Here is a 16,745-nt window from a genome sequence, read left to right as displayed (position 1 = left end):
CCCTTCAGACCGTTTCAGCTTCTTCAATCAACTCGGGTTCAGACTGATCTTCCAGAGCCTGGAGTTTGAACACACTGATTGAGCCCTGCAGCTCATCCGCCGCCCTTACCAGACGCTCGGACAGCTGCAGCTGTGCCTGCATCTCGGTGTTGGTCGCGCGGCTGAAGTCGTTGATGCTGCCGGCGCGCTCGCGCAGGCCCTGCGCCAGTTTCGCCTGGCTGGTCGCGCTGCGGGCGATGCGAACAACAGACTCAACCAGCGACTGGGTGGTATTTCGTGTTTCTTCCATACGCTCACCGGCCTCTTCCGCCTGACGGGTACCGGCGACAACGTCTTCGATTACGGTGTTGATAACGTGGATGGTATCGGCGGTTTCCATCTGGATGTTGCCGATCAGACTTTCGATTTCGGCGGTCGCCTCACGGGAGTTCTCCGCCAGGCGCTGTACCTCGTCAACCACCACCATCAGACCGCGACCGGCTTCACCGGCGGAGGCCGCGTGCATACTCGCGTTGAGTGAGAGGATGTGGGTACGCTCGGAGATGTTATTGATCAGGCCGATAATACCGCCGATCTCCTGGGAACGTTCGCCAAGGCGCTTGATACGTTTCTCTGCCTCGTGAATCGTCTGACGGATCTTGTTGATACTGTCGATAGTGGCCGATACCGAGCCCCTGGCGTTATCGGCGGTATTGATCGCGCGCTTGGAGGCACTGTTGGAAACAGCCGCAAGCTTGGCGATCAGCTGCATCGCCTGGATCGCGGAATCGAGACCCTGGAGCGTTTCTCCGATCTCTTCCTGTTCTTTGTCCGCGTGTTGAATGACTCGCCCAGACTGTGCACGTACCTCATTGGAGGTTTCGTTAACCTCACTGGAGACCGCGCTAACCTCACGCAGTACGTCCTCGATGGAGTCAGTCAGCTGGTTGATGGAGTCGGCAACCGCACCGGTAATATCCTCGGCCACCGGTACACGGATCGTCAGGTCACGCTGACTGATACGGAAGACGCTCTGGATCAAGGTGATGATAGAGTCGTTAAGCTTTTTGTTTTCCGCCGCCTGGCTGGCCAGTGCTGCTTCCTTCTCATCCAGCAGGCTGTCCAGTACCGTCGCCATCTGGCCCAGCTCGTCACGGCTCTCCATTCGGGTACGCGCCTCGGTATCACCACCACGCACCGCCTCCACGGTAGCCTGGATACGACGTACCGGGTTAAGTACACCGAACTTGGCGATCGCCAACGCCACCGCCAATGCGAAACCCAGAATAATCAATGACAGGAAGCTGAGCTGAATAAGGTCGGCCAGGGCCGCGTTCTCGGCCTGCAGATCCTGACGCTCGTAGTCACGCACCAGTCCACGCAGACGGAAGTTTCGCAGTTCAAGGTCGGTCAGCAGGGAACCTAACTCTTGGCGTGCCTCACGAATCTCGACCACCGGCAGACTGGTGCCCTCCAGGTTGAGACCCGCCAACTGATCCATGGTATCCCAGAAACCCAGCGTCTGCAGAGCGGCGGAAAAGCTCTGCCGATCCTCTTCGCTACGCAGCTGGCTCAGCGACGTACGCAGAGCATTACCGTAGGCCTGAGCCGCAGTGGAAAAGCTTTCCACTGCGGTGGTGTTGAAACGCATCTCGGTTTCGGTAATCGCCGATGCCATACTTTCCAGCAGTGCATCCAGACGGCCCACATCCTCGGCCAGCTCACGGGTCTGTTCCCTGTCCTGCTGGGCCTGCTCAACGATACGGATCGTCTGGTAATAAGCCGCCGAAATGGCCACTACGCCGATCACCATGAGCAGCCCCGCGATGGCGAATTTTACGCCCACCCGGATATGCTGGATTCCACCAAACAATGGCATTGTGCTCTACCTCACGACTGTTCGTTATTCTGGTTTTTCCGACGCGGCGGACAGCACGTCCCTGTCGCGGAAAATTGATTTAAGCTGCTGGATCAACGCTCGGTGATCCAGCTCCGCCCAACTTTGCTGATCAACCTGGTACTGACCACTGACACAGCCAGCCAGTGGCTCTGGCAGTTGCACTGCCGCCTCAGGCGAGCCCGGCTGAGGGTCATTGATCGCCGCCGGCAGCTGCCTCAGGATCACCCCGAAGGTCGCTGGCTGGCGATCCAGCAGCAGTATCCAGTACTGGCGCTTCAGATCCGTGGCGCCAGCACCGATAAGCATATTCAGGTCATAGACCGGCACCGTGTGACCACGGTGATTGATAAAGCCGGCGAACCAGGCTGGCGTATCCGGCAGTGCACAGATAGCCGCCTTGCCCGCCAGCTCCGCCAACGTACCGGCTGTAAGCAACAAGCGATAATCGCCGAGCATAAAGCCGTGACGTACATCACCCACACTGGGCTGATCCTCTGCACTGGATAGCGCCTGGGCTAATTCGTCCATTAGCTGCCTGCTCCGCTCAACATTTTGCTTTTAGTTCTGCACTCAACTGGAATTCCCAGCCGCGCTCTTAACTGTACTGGGCAACCTGATCGAGAATGTCCTGCTCGGTGTATGGCTTGGCCACCACCGCGCTAGCCCCCTGCAACTGAGCCCACACCTTGTCTGCCTCCTGGTGTTTGCTGGAGACGATGACCACCGGAATGCCCTTGGTCTTGGCACTGTTAGTGATCTGCCGGCAAGCAGAAAACCCGTCCACGCCGGGCATCACGATGTCCATGAAAATGAGGTCCGGAGATTCCTTCTCGGCCAGGGCTATCCCCTCTTCGCCGTTGGAACCGGCCACTACCTGGGCACCTGTAGTCTTGAGAATGTCGCGCAGATGCTGCTGCTGCGCCGGATCGTCTTCTACAACGAGAATCTTGTTTACGGCCATGTCGGTTTCCAATGTGTCGATATAACTTGCTTGCTTGAACATCGATTCGCTTAGAGCCAGACGGCCCCAAGCACTATGCTTTCTTGAATTCGCTGACCCAGCGGGTGACGCGTTTAATCACCTTGCTGAATTCATCAGTCTGGATCGGCTTGGTCAGGTAGGTTGAGGAGCCCGCCATAATCCCCTTGACCTCATCCAGCGGAGAGCTTTTCGAGGAGAGCATGATGATCGGGGTTTTCTTCAGCTCAGGTATCGCCCGCATCCGGGTGCAGGTTTCAAACCCGTCGATACCGGGCATCATGATATCGAGGAAGATGAAATCGTAGGTCTGACTGGAAACCTCGGCCAATGCAGCTTCGCCATCATCGGCAAAACTGATCTCGACCGGATATTCCAGCGCATGCAGCGCCTTCGCCAGCGCCTGCTGCATCGGCACGCTGTCATCCACAACCAGCACGCGGTAGGAACGTTCAGCCACCGCCTGATCGCTGCCCCGCTCGCGCAGTGCCTGGATCTGGGCATCGTACTTGCTGAAGCGGTTTTCCGACGCTTCCTCAGCACCAGGCTGCACAGCTTCGAGAGACTCTTCATGGAGCGGTTCGGCCAACACTTCCGCCTGCTCGTCGGCAACGACTTCCTGCTCAATGTCGAGCGGCTCGTTCAACGTCGGTAAGTAAGGCTCAAATCGTTCCAACGTGCGGATCACACGGGAGGAGATAAACGGCAGCTTGATATGGTGAAGATCTTCACGCGCCGGCGCTTTACGGCTGACCACCACTATGCGCTCGGCAAAGTCATCGGGTAGCTCGGCAAGCCCGTCTGCGTCCAGATTATCTTCGCCGAAAACCAGCATAAGATCCGGCAATGACACAGGATCAAATGAGCAGAGGGTGAAGGATTTCTGTTTCGATAGGGTGAGAATTTTCTCCAGCTTTTTCAGCTGATCTTCGGGGAATCCCAAGGTCCCTATATGCATACTGCATCCCTGTATAAACTGTTTTCTCGTCAGCATAAAGGCAGCTGACTCCAGCGATTTTTCTTATTGTTTTGGTCCGATGCCCGTCGGACGAACCGTTGTTTTAGACTAAAAAATACGCAAAAACAACAGTTACATTAAACCTCTCGCAAAACCCTGCCTTGACAGGCCAGTGCAAAGACCCTCTTTTTTGTCCGTCAAAAACCCTAAACACCTCATGTACTTAGGTACTAACAGTACTTTTTCAAAGGTCTACTGATCGCGCCCACTCTACGCTATCGGAAAGCGCCACACACCAGGAGATGCTCCGTTTAACCAAAACAGTTCGTCAAAAAGCAAAAGGCAGGCCAAAAACATATCCCAATTTAAAACCGAAGCAGATCCTATTTAACCTGACCTCAGCCATCGATAATGCTTCGCCGTAAAAAACCGTACCTGGTCCTTTTGCGGTAAGCAGACACCACACTGAAAACCTGCTCGAGGCCAGGCATTCTCTATCAACTACTTTACAGTCTCTTTGCAATGCCCTGTCAAGCAAAAGTGTCTCAATACAGGTCCAGTTCTTACTTTCCCTTGAGGAATAGTTCTGTATCGGTGGTGTTATGCGTCCTTTAAAACGATTTCTGTCGCGCTCCAGCTCAGCAACCTGCGACGCGGACCTTCAGCCTGACTGGCTCACCGCCCTGACCCAGGGCCAGGTGCAGACCACACTGAACGAAACGGACACCCCTCCAGCTCTGCGTGACGAGTTGGACCGACTGCAACAGCTGGCCGGGAGCGCCGCCATCGAACAGCCACTGCAACCCCTGGTGCGCCGTATCGGCGACCTTCAGGCGCATCTGCTTCAGGGCCTGGATACCCTGGAAACCACCCTGGGAGAGATCGGCAGCCGCACCGACGAACAGCGCGAGTTTGTCGGCCAAAGCCGCGGCGATCTGCAAGCCAGTAGCGATCAGGCAGGCGCACTGCGCACCGAAATCGCACAGAAGCTCGACCAGGTGCACAGTTTTTTCGCAACAGAACTGAAGAGCCTCTGCGAGCAGCTAGCTACCAAAGCAGGCAGCTCTCGCGACGTTATCAACAATATCGACGATATCGGCAAGACGGTTCACCTCCTCTCTCTTAACGCCACCATCGAGGCTGCCCATGCCGGTGAAGCGGGCAAAGGGTTTGCGGTGGTAGCCGATGAGGTAAGAACGCTGGCCATGCGCACCCGGCAGAGCGCACGCGAAGCTTTCGACAGGATTGAACTCTCCGATATCGAGTCCGCCATGCATGCACTGCTGGAACAATCTGAACAGGAACTAAAGGGCCTTAGCGACCGTGTTAGCCAGGCACTTTCGACACTGCACGACCTGCTTGGAGGCATGGATCACCATCTTGAGGAGATCGACGCCAACAACCACATTATCAACGCCACCCTGGAGCTAGGCGCCGGCAGCAGCCAACAGATCCGCCATCGCAGCCGCTGGAGTCAGCACCTGGCAACCCAGCTCGACCAGAGCCTGGCCGAGCCCACTGAGACTCCCGACAAGCTCGAACAACTGGTGCGCGCAGAAAAAATGGAGCTGGATCCGGGCTTCGACCGGCTTGAACGTATCCGCCAGCGCGGCCGAATCCGTATCGCTGTCGAACCCGAGTTTCGCGGCCTTTCGTTCAAGAACCCGCAAACACGCCGACTGGAAGGGTTCGATGCCGAGATCGCTGCGCGCTTTGCCCGCTGGCTGGGCGTGGAGTGCGAATTTGTCGAACACCCCTGGGACCTCTGCACCCAACTGCTGGATTGCGGCCCTGACCGGGGGGAACACGAAGCGGATCTGATGTGGAGCGCACTGCCACCGGACCCCTGCTACGACCGCTTGGCCTTCTCCAACCCTTATCTGTTTCTACCCTACGTACTGGCGCGGCGCGCCGGCGATAACAGCATCAGCGGTATCGAAAGTCTGGAGGGTAAGGTGCTTGGCTGCATCAATGACCCGGCCGCCTTCGCCACGCTTGAAGATGCGGGCATCCGCTGGCGCGCCAACCAGGACAAACCCGGAGGCAGGGTGATGCTCTCCAACCTGCTTGCCTACACCAACCAGAGCTGGATCCATGACTGCCTGGCCGATTGCACCGTCGATGCCTTCGCGGTGGATCTGCCGATCTATTACTGGACCTGTAAAAACAGCGCCAGCCCCTGGTACGGCAAGATCGAAATTCTGCCCGGCAACCTGGCCGGTGAGCTCTGGAGCTACTCCGTGGGCGTGAAGCGATCAGCTGCCTCTTTCCACCTGCTACAGGCGGTTAACCGCTTCATTGCTGAATTCAGGCAGAGTTCCGAGTACGATCAACTCTGCCGCCGCTGGCTTGGCAAAAACTGGGACGATCCCGCCTGGCGAGCGCCTGCTGGCATCGCCACCGAACGCGAGCTGAAGCAGAGCCATCAGCAGCTTTGCGAACAGGTCCATCGTTCCGAACCGGAGCCGCCAGTGCGCGCAGAAGCCGACATGGAACAGCCGCTTTAAACCTGACGCAGGCCTCAGTCACGGGTCTGCCGGTCGCAACGGAGATCCCTTTGACCACTTCAAGCCATACGCCCATCAGCACCAGCAAGGCGTCACTCGCCTTCCACCGCAAGCTCTACCTGTGCTGGCTGATCAGCCGCGAAGAGCACAACCTGAGCAGCCTGCAGAAAGCCACAGGCATGCCACGGCGCACCCTGCAGGACACGCTGAAGTCGGTGGATGATTTAGGTATTCAGTGCGATTTCGAACAGCAAGATGGCGCCCGCAACAACCAGGGCCACTATCGCGTGACAGACTGGGGGCCGATCCGGCCCGAGTGGATAACAGAGCGCGCCGACGAAATCGCCGACGCGCTGGGGATCGTTACAGCCGAAGCCTGAAGAACGACAACGACTAAGCCGCGGACCGCTTACCGCCGCGCAGCGCCTCGATCTCCTGCAGGTAGTGGCGGTAGTCGGGACTGTCCATGCGGCTGTAGTTGAGGTTTTTCATCAACCCGGTCAGGGTAACGAAATACTCACGCGCTGCCGCCTTATCCGCCAGCGGTGGCAGTTCGCGCAGGCATTTCAGCAACAGCGTCAGCAGCACCTGCTGCCGCGCCAGCGGTGTGGATACATCCACCGGATCGAAGGCGTCCTGCTGCAGATAGACCTGGTCCAGGCAGTTGGCTTTCTGCCAGGTCAGGTAATCATCCAGAGTCACCCCCTCCTCGCCGGTCACTTCCATCATCTGCTGTACCGACTCGCCCTGCTTGAGCAGTTTCAGCAAGCCATGCACTCGCTCGGTCCAGCCCGGCTCCAGCTCTTTTTCAAACCAGGGGCTGAGCTGATCCAGGTAGCGCGACCAGGATATCAACGGATCCACCGCCGGATAGGCACGTTTGTAGGCACGATCGGCGCTGAGACCGAGGAAGGTTTTCACGGTACGCAGCGTCGCCTGGGTCACCGGCTCCTCAAAGTTACCACCCGCCGGCGATACGGTGCCGATCAGCGTCAGACTGCCTTCGCGGCCATCATTGGTTTTCACCACACCGGCACGTTCATAAAGCGCTCGAATTGAGGACTCCAGGTAAGCGGGGAACGCCTCTTCACCCGGGATCTCCTCCAGCCGCCCGGAAGTCTCACGCATAGCCTGCGCCCAGCGCGAGGTGGAATCGGCGATCAGCAGCACGTTGTAGCCCATCTGGCGGTAGTACTCGCTGATGGTAATCCCGGTGTAGATCGACGCCTCACGGGCCGCCACCGGCATCGACGAGGTGTTACAGATGATCACCGTGCGATCCATCAGCGTGCCGCCCCGCGGGTCCGGCGTATTGGGGAATTCGGTAATCGTCTCAACCACCTCACCGGCACGTTCCCCACAGGCGACGATCACCACGATATCCACATCGGAGTAGCGCGAGATCAGGCTCTGCAGCACCGTTTTACCGGCGCCAAAAGGCCCCGGGATACAGGCGGTGCCGCCACGCGCCACCGGGAAGAAGGTGTCGATCAGACGGATGCTGGTCTGCAGCGGCTTATCCGGGAACAGCCGCTCGCTGTAACCTTCGCGCAGCAGGTCGCGGTTGACCGGAATACGCACCGGCCAGCTCTGCTGCATGGTCACCTCGCGCTCCCGGCCTGCCTCATCGCTGAGGCGCACCACCGGTGTGGTGACGGTAAAACTACCCTCCTGCACCCAGCTGACTTCCGCCTGCCCACGCAGGTTGAACGGCGCCAGGATGCGGTGCTCAAAGCGCCCCTCCTGCACGGTGCCGAGCAAGTCACCGGCACGCACGGTGGAGCCGATTTTCACCTTGGGCTGGAACGACCAGTGCTGCTGGGCATCGATACCATCCACGGCGTAACCGCGCGGCAGGAAGAAACCCTGCTGGCCGGCGATCAGCTCCAGCGGGTTCTGCAGGCCATCGTAAACCTGGCCCAGCAGACCAGGTCCCAGCGCCACCGAGAGCATCTCGCCGGTCTGCTCCACCGCATCGCCCACCGCCACGCCGCGGGTGTTCTCGAACACCTGTACGTCCGCCTCGCCGTAGCGCACACGCAGCACCTCGGCCTGAAGTTTCTCTTGAAACTCGCTATTGGTGCGCTGCGGGCAGACCAGCACCACCTCGTTCTTGATGATCGGGTAGAAGTTACCGTCCTCATCCTTCAGCAGCCGGATGGTCACTATGTCGTCGTGCACTGCACTGACGCGGGCACTTACCTGCACGGCATCGCTCATGCTTCACTCCCTGTGGAAATCGGATCGGGTTCGAAGCTGAACTGATCCAGTGCAGCCTCCGCCCAGCGATCGAAATAATCTACCGCCGCCGTCTGGTCCCAGCGCAGCCGGTACTCCGACAGCGCCCAGCGCAACCGGTAGGCGACGATGGCGGCAAAGCTGAAATGCTGGGTCTGTTCGGTACGCCAGAGCCGGGTCCAGAACCGCTCTAGCAGCAGATTTTCCAGCACCCGCCCCTCGTTGGCTTCCAGCGCCTCGCGGGCGCGGACCAGCCAGGGGAACTGATGCTCCAGCCCGAACAGCGGCTGCTGCCAGTTACGCTGGATCAGCCAGACCCGCGAACCAAACCCTTTGAAGTCAGCGCCACTGCTCTGCCCCGCCAGGCGATAGCGCAGCGCCGCCACCAGAGTGCGTGATTCGAGATAATCGGCGATCAGTTCGGTGACCAGCGGATCATCGATGGCGGCCAGCTCTTCCTGCCAGTGACTCACCTCATCGGTATCGGAATACTCTTCATCCCCAATCCTCTCGCGCTGACACAGGCGCAGCGCCCGGTCGAGCTGTTCCCTGTCCCGGTCATTGAGCATGGTCAGGCGCTGCTCCAGCTTCAGCGTGGAACAGGGCAGTTCCTGCAGCTTGTTCAGCGGCGCCAGCGCCGGCAACGACGGGATCAGCGTGTAGTAAGAGGACCTGGAGTAGGAGGAATGGGAGTATGAGGTCATCTAGCGGATCACTCCCTCCAGCAGCGCCCTGAAACGCGGCTGCAGATGGCGCAGCAGCAGCTCCGACAGCGCCCGGTCGCTCAGATCCATCTCGGCGTCTTCACCTTCGAACCTCAACACCAGGCCTCGTTGGTCGCCGATATCGAAGCTGACGCCCTCGCGCAGCTGCTCCGCCAGCAACTGCTGTACAAAGTTACTCAGCTTGCCTTCACGATAGGCGTTGGGATTGCGCCGCAGCTCGTCGATACCGACAAACTGGGCCGGCAGCAGCACCTCAACTGACTTGCTATCGAGCTCCGCGTTGTCACGCACGGCGCAGACCACCTCGCGCAGCAGCGATTGCATAAACTCGGCATCGTCCAGTTGCTCACTGACCAGGATACGCACCCGGTCGGCGAATACCCGGCCCAGGGCCTCGCGCAGCAGCAGCTGTACATCGCGGGCCGCAATCTTCAGCGCATCCTCACCGCCTTTGCGCAGGCGCTCGGCGTCAGCCATCGCCTTATCACGAATCTGCTTCGCCTCCTGCTCCGCCTGTTCGATCAGCCAGTCGGCGCGGTGCTGGGCCTCGGCGATCAGTTGCGCCGCTTCCTCCTGCCCCTTATCGACCCCCTGCTGTCGCAGCCGGTCGATCAGTGCCTCTACACCGGAGGCGGCATGGGATTTTTCCATCTCGCTCATAATGCCTCCGTCAGGCCGGAATGCCGGCGCTGATCACCAGGGCAAAGATAAAGGCGAATACCGCGAAACCTTCAACAATAGCGGCCGGCGCCACCGACATACCGAAGATCTCCGGCTTGATCTTGGAGACGTTGATCGCCGAAGCGCAGCACTGGCCCTGACGCACGGCACTGAACAGCAGCGCCATACCGGCCAGAATACCAACAGCAAACAGACCCGGCGCATTGTCGATATTGACCTCGCGGTTCAGCGAGAACATCACCACGATGCCGTAGATCGTCTGCGACGAGGGCATGGCGGCGATGCCGACATAACGCCCGTGTCCGGTTTCTGTTTCCAGCAGCGCCCCACAGGCCGCCTGCCCCGCCAACGCGCAGCCGATAATACTGCCGATAGCACCCAGGGCCATCGGCCCGTAAAGCCCCGCCCATCCCAGGGCAATAATCAGGTTATCCAAGGGTTAACCTCCCGCTTGGCAAAGGGTTGGAACAGATAGCCTTCATCGGAAAGGCTCCAGTTGTAGAACTCTATAAGGTTCAGACGCAGGCCGTGGATAACGCCACTGACCACCGCCAGAACAAAATTCAGCAGATGCCCGACAATCAGGATCAGCACCTCCAGCAGCACACCCATTCCGGGCAGCGCGGTGGCCACTTCACCTGCCAACTGGTTGAAGGTCAGCGCCAGGGAGGCACTGGCCAGACCTAGCGCGAACAGGCGCAGGTAGCTGAGCACATCACCGAACATGGATGAGAGCCCGGTCAGCGCCAGCAGCCCATCGAACACCCGCAGCAGCAGCGTTTTCGCATCGCGGCCGTAACGCTCGCTGGAGCAGCCAAACACCAGCAGCAGTCCCAGCGCACCCAGTGCGTAGATGATCGCCGAGCCTCCAAGCTGCCAGAGCAAAAGACCTGCGATGATCACCAGTATCCAGCCGCCACTGGCGATGGCTGGCAGGCGCCCGCGCAGACGCCAGGCGTTGATACCGTTGGCGATAATCAGGTGCGCCGCACCGACAAAGATCGACAGATTCATCATGCTGTCGAAGTCGTTCACATCCAGCACCTTCAGGCTTTCGAGCCAACCCCAGGGCGGCCCGGCGCCGAAGTAACTACCGACCAGCACGCCATAGACCAGCGAGAACACCGCCAGTGTGGCGCCAAGAATACGCAGCCGCTGGCCGGTATCGCTTGCGCCCATCCGCTTCCAGTAAAAACCAAGTACCAGCGCCAGCATCAGCGCGTAACCGGCATCGGACAGAATCAGCGCAAAGAAGGTAGCAAAGGAGAAAAACACCACCCGGGAAGGATCCCAGGCGCGGTAACCGGGCATCTGGTAGAAACGCACCACGTCCTCGCCACCGGAGAGGGCCTGGGGATTATCCAGCAGCGTCGGCGGCAGCTCATCATCGGCAGGCTGATGCAGCATCAGCGCCAGGCCATTGCGCTCGGCAAAAGCGGTCAACTCACTCTCTTTGCCGGTATCGACCCAGCCCTGGATCGCAAACACGCCATCACGATCCAGCGTCTGCTCAGCCACTTCGGCGCGTTCGGCGGCATCGGCATTACCAGCCAGGGAACGTTGCAGCAGGTAGAGCCAGCGGGTGTCCGCCTCGCGCTCGCCATCGAGCAGCTCCAGCTCGATCTCTATATCCTGCAGCTGATGCTCAAGCTGAACCAGCGGGATAGAGCCGGTATGAGTGCGCGGCACCGGCATCTGGTTGGTACGCGGTTCATCCTCGGCGATGACGGCCACATAGGTAAGACGGTTATCCCGGTGCACCACGCTCCAGACCAGGTCGGTCTTCTCCACCTCTTTCATGCGGTAGTTGGGCACCAGGTAAAACCAGAGCCGCTGGCCGTAAAGCCCCTGCTCACCCGGCAGCTCAAAGCTCCCCCAGGGCGTAAGATCACGGATACGTTTCACCAGCGCATCGCGCTGCTCTTCAAGCTTCAAACGCCTGCGGCGCTTTTCCAATACCTTGTGGACAACGTCGACCAGGTCGAAATGCCGCTCGGTCACCACCTGACGCCGCTTGCTCGGGCAGCTGGCCAGGTACTGCAGCGCCAGGCGCAGCTGCTCCGGGGTAACGCCAAGATCTTCCGGCGGTTTCTCCGGCGGTCGCGACGCCAACGGGACGATATGCACCAGCCCCAGGCTCTGCAGCGCATCCAGCGCCTGGGCCTTCTCTTCAAGCATGCCGATCAGGGTGACCTTGAACAGTGGACGGATACTCATGAGGCAGCCCTCACCCGTTTGTTCTTGGCCAGTTTCGCGCGCACCACGCCGGCCCGCTCGGCATCAGAGAGGGCGATACGGATTTTGCGGATATGGGTTTCGGTGCGGGGGATCAGCACCTTGTCGAACAGGTTAAGCCGCTGGGTGGTTTTGCGTAGCGCAGCTTCCAGGCATTCCAGGCGCTGCTGCTCCACCCGGCATTCCACTTCCAAACGCAGGCGCTGCTCGATCAGATCACAGGCGCTATCAACCCAGGCGGGCATGGCAAGACGGGAATGCTGCTGTCGCTGCACCTGAACCTGCTCGATCTGCGGCAGCTCGATACCGACCAGGTTTACCTGGCCGATCTGAACCTTTTCGAGGCGCACCAGCGCACGCAGGTCGAGCTTGCTCTGCGCCAGCATCGGCAGCTGTTCGCGCACCTGGCGCAGGATATCGTCCAGTTTACCGCGGGTTTCATTCAAGGCACGGCGGCTGGCCTGCCGCGCCGCCAGGATCTGCTTGCGCTTCAGGTCCAGCGCCGGCACAAACTGACGAAACGCTTTCAGCCGGCTGGTTTCCTTATGCAGTGAACTCTTGTTCAGCGCCAGCTTTGCCACGGCTCACTCCTGGGCCGTCCGTGCAGCCTTGAGCTGTCCGGATTGGGGGAAATATTTGCTGACCAGTGCGTCCTTCATCAGCAGCTCTTTCGGCTCGAAACACTCCGCCAGCGTCTGCCAGCAGAGGTCCAGCGCCTCTTCCAACGGCAGAGTAACGCGGATATCCATGAAGCGATCACGGAACAGACCGCCGAACTTGAGCAGGCGCTCATCGTATTCGGTCAGCTCAAACGACATCGCCTGTTTCTGCTCAGCATCCTGGGCGGCGGCGTAGAAACGCACCATGGTGTTCATGATCTGGCTGTGATCCTCGCGGGTCACCTTGCCGATCACATGCTGTTTCAGCCGCGACAGGGAACCGAAGGGGTCGATCACGCCATCGTGCAGGTAGAACTGCCCCTCGGTGATATAACCGGTGTTATCCGGCACCGGGTGGGTGACATCGTCACCGGGCATGGTGGTAACGGAAAGGATGGTGACGGAGCCCGCGCCTTTATAGTCGCAGGCTTTCTCGTAGCGCCGCGCCAGCTGTGAATAGAGGTCGCCGATGTAACCTCGGTTGGAGGGCACGTGTTCCATGGAGATACCCACCTCTTTCAGCGCATCAGCATAGGCAGTCATATCGGTGAGCAGCACCAAAACCTTTTTGCCCTCTTCCACGGCGAAGCGTTCCGCCACCGCCAGCGCCATATCCGGCACCAGCAGGCCTTCCACCACCGGATCCGAGCCCTGGTGCACGAACATCACCGTGCGCGCCAGTACACCGGCTTCCTCAAACGCCTGGCGGAAGAAGTGGTAGTCATCGAAGATCAGCCCCATACCGCCAAACACCACGATATCGGCGTCGGCGTTGGCGCCTATCTGCGCCAGCAGGCGGTTATACGGCTCGCCCGCCACGGAGAAGATCGGGATCTTCTGGCTCTCAACGAGGCAGTTGAATACGTCGATCATCGGCACGTTGGTGCGGATCATCCGCGAGGCAAGGATACGCCGCGCCGGGTTCACCGTGGGGCCGTCGATCTCGATGCGCGCCTCCTGGGATAGCTCTGGTCCGCCATCGATGGGCCGACCGGAACCGGAGAAGCTGCGACCGAGAATATTGGGCGAGAAGGTCACCTGCATCGGGTGACCGAGAAAACGGATACCCGCCTGGGTGGATAACCCCTTGGTGCCGGAGAACAGCTGCAGCGACACTTCGTCGCCATCGATGCGGATCACCTGCGCCATGAACGGCAGTTGCGAAGGGTCCTGGGTGTTTTCAATCAGGGCCAGGTCGCCGTAACCGATCTCGGAGACCTCACCGGCTTCCGGCTCGGGCACATGCACCTTGACGATATCGCCGATGATTTCGAGGATTCGCGAGTAACGTACCAGCAGTTGGGTCACAGCAGACTCCCTGTCCTTTGGGCTGTATCAGAGCTTGTCGGGATCGACGAGACGCCAGAGATCGTAAGCGACCTCTTCATAGGGGTGTGCGGTTCGAAGCGCCATCAGCGTGGATTGCACCAGATCATCATCCAGCACCATTTCCACCTTCCACTCCTCGACACGCTCCACCTGCCCGACCTGGCCCAGATGCGGATTGGCGCCGGCCAGCGGCCGAAACTGCCCCGTACCCAGGGTCTGCCAGCAGCAACTGTCGTAATCGCCGATGCGACCGGCACCCGCTGCAAACAGGGCGGACTTGACCGGCTCAAGGTGGGAATCCGGTACAAAGAAGCAGAGCTTGTACATTCAGCAAAACCTTCTGTCTGAAGATGGGCGTACACGCGCTTTTAATACCCATACATATAACGCTGGTGCTACTTATGTTGCAACAGCACAATGACAATTATGGGGTGCTTGCACTGCAGTTTGTTGACGCCCGTTAAGCCTGGGTTCCTTAGCCTTCCGGATAGCCAGCGCTTAAGGTAAGTCAGTATACTGAAACCAGTTTTTCCAAATGGATCCGCCGACCCATGAACGAACTCGACAGCGCCCTGCTCAAAATCCTGATCAAGGATGCACGCATCTCCTTTGCCGATATTGCCCGTCAGTTGAACGTATCGCGCGCCTATGCACGCGCCCGCGTGCAGGCACTGGTGGAGGAAGGGGTGATCGAGAAGTTCACCGCGGTGGTCAATCCGGAGAAACTGGGCAAAACCATCTCCATGTTCGTTGACCTCAAGGTCAGTCCGCAGGAGATCGAAAAGGTGGCCGAAGAGCTGGCTGCGCTGCCTGAAGTGGTCAGCCTCTATATCATGTCGGATCTGCGCAGCCTGCATATCCACACGCTTACCGACAGCCATGAGGGCTTCGACCGTTTCGCCAAGGATCATATCTTTGGTCGGCCGGAGATTATCTCCGTGGAGTGCAACAGCCTGTTAAAGCGGGTCAAGCATCGCCGCGGTGGCGCAAGGCTGTAACAAGAAGCCTGCCCTTTTCCAGACCTTCCGTGTATACAAGACACCCGTTTCTCAGCAACCCTTGTATACACAGACTTAAAATCAGATGAATTTCGCACATATTTGGTGCGAAAATACGTTTCTGGTGCAGTGAGTACATCTGTCGCCAAACCCTGAACCCCGCTGCCATTTGTGTTCCTGGAAACCCTCAGTTGCATTTTTTCCGTTTACAACTGCTAGAAGTTTCCCCTTGGCGCTGACTTTTGTATCCCTGCACCGTTTTGCACCCGCCTCTTTTTGATCCCGAAACTTTCTCAACCTGCTTAGAAAAAACTAACAACAAATCTTTTAATTTCATAAAGTTACGAATTATTTACATAACTGGCACGCCCCCTGCTCTAGCAAAAACAGCAATACAAGGATTCTTCCGCTTCGGGCCTCGGCCCATCCCTTTGTTAGACAGGAGCAACAGACATGACTATGAAACGACGTAAATTCATCGGTGCAGCTCTGGCTTCAACCGCTGTCGGCGCCACCATCGGCGCCCCGGCCATCGCGCGTGCCGCCGCGTCCCAGGAAACGTTCAACTTCAAGATGACCAACGCCTATCCGCCGGGCGCTCCTTTTTATGTGCAGGGCCCGGGTAGCCCGATGGACTTCTGCGAAAAGGTCAAAGTCATGTCTGGCGGCCGTATCAACATTCAGCACTTCGCCGCGGGCGAGCTGATCCCGGCGATGGAAGGCTTCAATGCCGTTGCTGCCGGCACCGTTGAGATGAATGCCGCCAACGCCTACTTCTGGGCCGGCCAGATCCCGGCCGCTCAGTACTTCACCACCGTACCCTTCGGCATGAGCACCCAGGGCATGAACGCCTGGCTGTACCACGGCGGCGGCCTGGAGCTGTGGCACGAAATCTACGCCGAGCACGGTCTGATCGCCTTCCCGATGGGTAACACCGGCGTGCAGATGACCGGCTGGTTCCGTGAACCGCTGGAAAGCGTGGATGACCTCAAAGGTCTGAAGATGCGTATCCCGGGTCTGGCAGGAAAGGTTTATTCAGAGCTCGGCGTTAACCCGGTACTGCTGCCGGGCGGCGAGATCTTCCCGGCGCTGGAGCGTGGTGTTATCGATGCTGCCGAGTTCGTCGGCCCCTACCAGGATCGCCGTCTGGGTCTGCACAAGGCTGCCAAGTACTACTACACCACCGGCTGGGGTGAGCCCACCAACGTCACCGAACTGCTGATCAACAAAAACGTGTGGGACTCTCTGCCGGCGGATCAGCAGGCGATCATCAAGGCAGCCGCAGCAGCCTGCGTCACCGAGAGCTTCTCCTGGTGTGAAGCGGTCAACGCCGATGCCATGACCGATCTGGTCGAAAACGAAGGCGTCATCGCCCAGCCACTGCCGGCCTCTATAGTCAGCCGCCTGCAGGAAGTCACCGCCGATACGTTGGAAACCATGGCCGCTGCCGATCCGCTGACCGGCAAGGTGCACAAGTCGTTCATGGAGTTCCGCAAGAAACATGCGTCCTGGGCAGCGCTCAGCGAAAAGCCTTTCCTGAACCTGTTTTGATGGTAA

At 59.1% G+C, this 16,745-nt stretch carries 16 protein-coding genes; 4 read left to right on the top strand and 12 right to left on the bottom strand.

Annotated features, from left to right (window positions below):
- Nucleotides 1–4: 4 nt before the first annotated feature.
- From CLV83_RS16700 to CLV83_RS16685, 4 genes are all read right to left on the bottom strand, one after another.
- Entirely contained in the window at nt 5–1,858 is a 1,854-nt protein-coding gene (locus tag CLV83_RS16700; protein ID WP_132295030.1) for a methyl-accepting chemotaxis protein, read from the bottom strand.
- 24 nt (nt 1,859–1,882) lie between these two features.
- A complete protein-coding gene (locus tag CLV83_RS16695; RefSeq protein WP_132295027.1) occupies nt 1,883–2,407 on the bottom strand; it encodes a chemotaxis protein CheW in 525 nt (174 codons plus the stop codon).
- Between the two features lie 67 nt (nt 2,408–2,474).
- Nucleotides 2,475–2,840: a response regulator gene (locus tag CLV83_RS16690; RefSeq protein WP_132295024.1), complete on the bottom strand. Its 366-nt coding sequence runs from the start codon at nt 2,838–2,840 to the stop codon at nt 2,475–2,477.
- A gap of 73 nt (nt 2,841–2,913) precedes the next feature.
- Nucleotides 2,914–3,816, bottom strand: a complete 903-nt coding sequence (locus tag CLV83_RS16685) for a response regulator (protein WP_132295021.1) — start codon at nt 3,814–3,816, stop codon at nt 2,914–2,916.
- A 602-nt stretch (nt 3,817–4,418) separates the two neighbouring features.
- On the opposite strand from CLV83_RS16685, the gene CLV83_RS22875 reads away from it, so the two are divergent.
- A complete protein-coding gene (locus CLV83_RS22875) occupies nt 4,419–6,323 on the top strand; it encodes a methyl-accepting chemotaxis protein (RefSeq protein WP_132295018.1) in 1,905 nt (634 codons plus the stop codon).
- A gap of 50 nt (nt 6,324–6,373) precedes the next feature.
- Nucleotides 6,374–6,703, top strand: coding sequence for a winged helix-turn-helix domain-containing protein (locus CLV83_RS16675; protein ID WP_132295015.1), 330 nt, complete (start codon nt 6,374–6,376; stop codon nt 6,701–6,703).
- A 13-nt stretch (nt 6,704–6,716) separates the two neighbouring features.
- Here CLV83_RS16675 and CLV83_RS16670 read toward each other — a convergent pair whose 3' ends face one another.
- Genes CLV83_RS16670 through CLV83_RS16635 form a run of 8 tightly spaced genes read right to left on the bottom strand, consistent with a single transcriptional unit; the run spans nt 6,717 to nt 14,517 of the window.
- Nucleotides 6,717–8,543: a V-type ATP synthase subunit A gene (locus tag CLV83_RS16670; protein ID WP_132295012.1), complete on the bottom strand. Its 1,827-nt coding sequence runs from the start codon at nt 8,541–8,543 to the stop codon at nt 6,717–6,719.
- Complete coding sequence (locus CLV83_RS16665) at nt 8,540–9,265, bottom strand: hypothetical protein (protein ID WP_132295009.1); 726 nt, start codon at nt 9,263–9,265, stop codon at nt 8,540–8,542. Before CLV83_RS16665 ends, CLV83_RS16670 begins: the two co-directional genes overlap by 4 nt.
- Nucleotides 9,266–9,946 (bottom strand): ATPase, encoded by a 681-nt coding sequence (locus CLV83_RS16660; protein ID WP_132295006.1) that lies wholly within the window; start codon nt 9,944–9,946, stop codon nt 9,266–9,268. It abuts the gene before it with no gap.
- A 10-nt stretch (nt 9,947–9,956) separates the two neighbouring features.
- Entirely contained in the window at nt 9,957–10,403 is a 447-nt protein-coding gene (locus CLV83_RS16655) for an ATP synthase subunit C (protein ID WP_104004920.1), read from the bottom strand.
- Nucleotides 10,391–12,184: a V-type ATP synthase subunit I gene (locus CLV83_RS16650; RefSeq protein ID WP_132295003.1), complete on the bottom strand. Its 1,794-nt coding sequence runs from the start codon at nt 12,182–12,184 to the stop codon at nt 10,391–10,393. The genes CLV83_RS16655 and CLV83_RS16650 overlap by 13 nt, the downstream gene beginning before the upstream one ends.
- Entirely contained in the window at nt 12,181–12,783 is a 603-nt protein-coding gene (locus tag CLV83_RS16645) for a V-type ATP synthase subunit D (RefSeq protein WP_132295000.1), read from the bottom strand. The genes CLV83_RS16650 and CLV83_RS16645 overlap by 4 nt, the downstream gene beginning before the upstream one ends.
- Before the next feature lie 3 nt (nt 12,784–12,786).
- Nucleotides 12,787–14,169 carry a V-type ATP synthase subunit B gene (locus CLV83_RS16640; protein WP_132294997.1) on the bottom strand — a complete coding sequence of 461 codons (1,383 nt, stop codon included), beginning with the start codon at nt 14,167–14,169 and terminating at the stop codon, nt 12,787–12,789.
- Between the two features lie 27 nt (nt 14,170–14,196).
- Nucleotides 14,197–14,517: a YqfO family protein gene (locus CLV83_RS16635; RefSeq protein ID WP_132294994.1), complete on the bottom strand. Its 321-nt coding sequence runs from the start codon at nt 14,515–14,517 to the stop codon at nt 14,197–14,199.
- Nucleotides 14,518–14,741: 224 nt separating this feature from the next.
- Here CLV83_RS16635 and CLV83_RS16630 point away from each other — a divergent pair, with 224 nt between their 5' ends.
- A complete protein-coding gene (locus tag CLV83_RS16630; protein WP_104004925.1) occupies nt 14,742–15,188 on the top strand; it encodes an Lrp/AsnC family transcriptional regulator in 447 nt (148 codons plus the stop codon).
- A gap of 453 nt (nt 15,189–15,641) precedes the next feature.
- Nucleotides 15,642–16,739: a TRAP transporter substrate-binding protein gene (locus tag CLV83_RS16625; protein ID WP_132294991.1), complete on the top strand. Its 1,098-nt coding sequence runs from the start codon at nt 15,642–15,644 to the stop codon at nt 16,737–16,739.
- The last annotated feature ends 6 nt before the right edge of the window (nt 16,740–16,745 follow it).

The organism is Marinobacterium mangrovicola (assembly GCF_004339595.1).
GTDB classification, from domain to species: domain Bacteria; phylum Pseudomonadota; class Gammaproteobacteria; order Pseudomonadales; family Balneatricaceae; genus Marinobacterium_D; species Marinobacterium_D mangrovicola.
This window is presented reverse-complemented; position numbering and strand designations above follow the sequence as displayed.

Excerpts from the sequence above, each read along its gene's own strand:
- CLV83_RS16700 (WP_132295030.1), bottom strand. The coding sequence starts at position 1,858 with ATGCCATTGTTTGGTGGAATCCAGCATATCCGGGTGGGCGTAAAATTC.
- CLV83_RS16625 (WP_132294991.1), top strand. The coding sequence starts at position 15,642 with ATGACTATGAAACGACGTAAATTCATCGGTGCAGCTCTGGCTTCAACC.
- CLV83_RS16670 (WP_132295012.1), bottom strand. The coding sequence starts at position 8,543 with ATGAGCGATGCCGTGCAGGTAAGTGCCCGCGTCAGTGCAGTGCACGAC.
- CLV83_RS16630 (WP_104004925.1), top strand. The coding sequence starts at position 14,742 with ATGAACGAACTCGACAGCGCCCTGCTCAAAATCCTGATCAAGGATGCA.
- CLV83_RS16685 (WP_132295021.1), bottom strand. The coding sequence starts at position 3,816 with ATGCATATAGGGACCTTGGGATTCCCCGAAGATCAGCTGAAAAAGCTG.
- CLV83_RS22875 (WP_132295018.1), top strand. The coding sequence starts at position 4,419 with ATGCGTCCTTTAAAACGATTTCTGTCGCGCTCCAGCTCAGCAACCTGC.
- CLV83_RS16650 (WP_132295003.1), bottom strand. The coding sequence starts at position 12,184 with ATGAGTATCCGTCCACTGTTCAAGGTCACCCTGATCGGCATGCTTGAA.
- CLV83_RS16635 (WP_132294994.1), bottom strand. The coding sequence starts at position 14,517 with ATGTACAAGCTCTGCTTCTTTGTACCGGATTCCCACCTTGAGCCGGTC.
- CLV83_RS16665 (WP_132295009.1), bottom strand. The coding sequence starts at position 9,265 with ATGACCTCATACTCCCATTCCTCCTACTCCAGGTCCTCTTACTACACG.
- CLV83_RS16660 (WP_132295006.1), bottom strand. The coding sequence starts at position 9,946 with ATGAGCGAGATGGAAAAATCCCATGCCGCCTCCGGTGTAGAGGCACTG.
- CLV83_RS16695 (WP_132295027.1), bottom strand. The coding sequence starts at position 2,407 with ATGGACGAATTAGCCCAGGCGCTATCCAGTGCAGAGGATCAGCCCAGT.
- CLV83_RS16690 (WP_132295024.1), bottom strand. The coding sequence starts at position 2,840 with ATGGCCGTAAACAAGATTCTCGTTGTAGAAGACGATCCGGCGCAGCAG.